This is a genomic window from Sphingobium sp. (assembly GCF_048594625.1).
Lineage (GTDB): Bacteria > Pseudomonadota > Alphaproteobacteria > Sphingomonadales > Sphingomonadaceae > Sphingobium.
Genome location: NZ_JBMDWL010000042.1, coordinates 1 through 3,012 on the forward strand (window position 1 = coordinate 1; position 3,012 = coordinate 3,012).

2 protein-coding genes and 1 pseudogene are annotated in these 3,012 nt (G+C 61.6%); 1 reads left to right on the forward strand and 2 read right to left on the reverse strand.

The features are described from left to right. A pseudogene (locus ACOJSJ_RS05790) lies at positions 1 to 207 on the reverse strand (PH domain-containing protein); the annotation flags it as partial. A gap of 150 nt (positions 208 to 357) precedes the next feature. Between ACOJSJ_RS05790 and ACOJSJ_RS05795 the strand changes: the two are divergent. Further along, a complete protein-coding gene (locus ACOJSJ_RS05795; RefSeq protein ID WP_420144039.1) occupies positions 358 to 765 on the forward strand; it encodes a hypothetical protein in 408 nt (135 codons plus the stop codon). Between the two features lie 378 nt (positions 766 to 1,143). Here the strand turns inward: ACOJSJ_RS05795 and lepA are convergent, their stop codons facing one another. Further along, positions 1,144 to 2,949, reverse strand: a complete 1,806-nt coding sequence (gene lepA / locus ACOJSJ_RS05800; protein WP_420144040.1) for a translation elongation factor 4 — start codon at positions 2,947 to 2,949, stop codon at positions 1,144 to 1,146. Positions 2,950 to 3,012: the final 63 nt, after the last annotated feature.

Consider the following 3,012-nt stretch of genomic DNA (forward strand, 5'->3'; position numbering starts at 1 on the left):
CAGCGCGATTTCGGTGCGCTGTTTCGACAGAAGGCCGCGCTCCATCAACACATCCCGTTCGCTCAGGGCAAGCCGTTCGCCCTTGTGCATGATCCACCAGATGCCGATCGCGATGATGCCCACGACCGATAGCAGCAGCAACAAAAACAGAAAGGGGTGCGCCCGGAACATCGCGGGATGTTCGTCATACAGCCAGATGTCGCTCACGCCATGTCCCTTTGCCATCGGGCGCGAATTGATCATGGCGCGGCGCGGGCGTCAAGGCATCCCGGCAAACCATGGTGGTCGGCCATGGCACGCTGTAGGCCATCTGTCCTACACATAACCAGATGGGCTATTCAGCTGCCGATGAGCGATATGACACCCCCTCCCCATCCGGCGGCGGCCTTGCCCGCCTTCGCCCCCGTTCCCCGGCAACGTCAGCGTCATGATGGCTGGACCCGCGATCGGCAAAATGGCTTCGTCGCTGCGCTGGCCGTCACCGGATCGGTAAAGGCTGCCGCCCGTCAGGTGGGCATGACGGCCGAAAGCGCCTACCAGCTGCGGCGTCAGCGCGACGCGGAAAGCTTTGCTGCCGCATGGCTCCAGGCGCTGGATCATGGCATATCCCGACTTGAAGACGTCGCGCTCGAACGCGCGCTTTATGGCGTGGAGGTGCCGGTCTACAGCTATGACAAGCTGGTCGGCACCCGGCGCGTTTTCAACGACCGGCTGCTGATGTTCCTGCTGCGCAATCGTGCGCCGGGTCGCTTCACCCCCCTATAGCCCGACGGAAGCGCCCGAACCGCCGATCGACATGGACAATCATCCCGACGGCGAAAAGGCCAGGGCGCAGGTCGACAAAATGCTGCAAATCATCACGGACATGCGCGAACAGGAAGAAGCGCAATTGCAAGCGGCCCAAAGGGCAGAAGATCAAAGGGCGGAAGATCAAGAGCCACCGATGCCCTGCTGGCACGGTCCCCGCCTGACGCCCTCGCCCGACAGACCGCGCCCCGAATAGGCGCCTTGCCGAATGGGCACGGCACTTATACGGCGTAACTGGCTTTTGGCGTAATCGGCCTTCGCTTGGCCGGGCGGCGATTGCACGCCATGCCCGGCCCGATGCCCGGCCCCATGCCCAACTACGCCGTCATGCCCTGATCAGCTTTCGTCGCCCATGCGTAGCGCCGCGATGAAGGCTTCCTGCGGAATCTGGACGCTGCCATATTCCCGCATGCGCTTCTTGCCTTCCTTCTGCTTTTCCAACAGCTTCTTCTTGCGGGTGATGTCGCCGCCATAGCATTTGGCGGTCACATCCTTGCGCATCGCCGCGATGGTTTCGCGTGCGATCACCTTGCCGCCGATCGCCGCCTGAATCGGGATTTTGAACAGGTGGCGGGGGATCAGATCCTTCAGACGCTCGCACATGTGGCGGCCGCGTGCTTCGGCGGCGCTGCGGTGGACGATCATCGACAGCGCGTCGACCGGCTCGTTGTTGACCAGAATGCTCATCTTGACCAGATCGCCTTCCTGACTGCCGATCTGGTGATAGTCGAACGACGCATAGCCGCGGCTGATCGATTTCAGCCGGTCGTAGAAATCGAACACCACTTCGTTGAGCGGCAGTTCATAGGTCACCTGCGCGCGCCCGCCGACATAGGTCAGGTTCTTCTGAATGCCGCGCCGGTCCTGACACAGTTTCAGGATGGAGCCGAGATATTCGTCGGGGCAATAGATCACCGCCTCGATCCACGGCTCCTCGATCTCCTCGATATAATTGGGATCGGGCATGTCGGCCGGATTGTGCAGGTGAAGGGTCCGGCCATCCTTCATATGCATGTCGTACACCACCGACGGCGCCGTGGTGATGAGGTCGAGGTCATATTCGCGGCTGAGGCGCTCCTGAATGATCTCCAGATGCAGCAGGCCCAGGAACCCGCAACGAAAGCCAAAGCCCAGCGCGGCGGACGTTTCCATTTCGAAACTGAAGCTGGCGTCGTTCAGGCGCAGCTTGCTGATCGATTCGCGCAGCTTTTCGAAATCATTGGCATCGACCGGGAACAGGCCGCAAAACACCACCGGCTGCACTTCCTTGAAACCCGGCAGCGGCTTGGTCGCGCCATTCTTGACCGTGGTGATGGTGTCGCCGACGCGGGTCTGGGCGATTTCCTTGATCTGCGCGGTGATGAAGCCGATTTCGCCCGCCGCCAGTTCCGGCAACGCCTCGATCTTGGGCCGCATGCACCCCACGCGGTCGATCAGATGTTCGGTGCCGCCGATCATGAACTTGACCGCCTGCCCCTTTTTGATGACCCCGTTCACGACGCGAACGAGGATGACGACGCCCAGATAGGGGTCGTACCAGCTGTCGACCAGCATCGCTTCCAGCGGCGCATTGCGGTCGCCCTTGGGCGGCGGGATCTTGTTGACGACCGCTTCCAATATGTCGTCGATGCCGATGCCCGACTTGGCGCTGGCCAGCACCGCTTCCGACGCGTCCAGGCCGATGACGTCCTCGATTTCCTTGCGCACCTTTTCCGGTTCGGCGGCGGGCAGATCGATCTTGTTGAGCACCGGCACGATCTCATGATCATGCTCGATCGACTGATAGACATTGGCCAGCGTCTGCGCTTCCACGCCCTGCGCGGCGTCCACGACCAGCAACGCGCCCTCGCACGCGGCCAGGCTGCGCGACACTTCATAGGCGAAGTCGACATGCCCCGGCGTGTCCATCAGGTTCAGCTCATATGTCTCGCCATTTTTGGCGACATAGTCGAGCCGGACCGTCTGGGCCTTGATGGTGATGCCCCGCTCCTTCTCAATGTCCATATTATCAAGGACTTGCGCGCTCATCTCACGGTCGGTCAGGCCGCCGGTACGCTGGATCAGGCGGTCGGCCAGCGTCGACTTGCCATGGTCGATATGCGCGATGATAGAGAAGTTACGGATATGCGAAAGGTCGGTCATCCTCGCGCCGATAGCAGCGAATTGACGCCCTGTCAGCAGGGTCGCGCAGCGATCGGCTGCGAT

Excerpts from the sequence above, each read along its gene's own strand:
- ACOJSJ_RS05795 (WP_420144039.1), top strand. The coding sequence starts at position 358 with ATGACACCCCCTCCCCATCCGGCGGCGGCCTTGCCCGCCTTCGCCCCC.
- lepA (WP_420144040.1), bottom strand. The coding sequence starts at position 2,949 with ATGACCGACCTTTCGCATATCCGTAACTTCTCTATCATCGCGCATATC.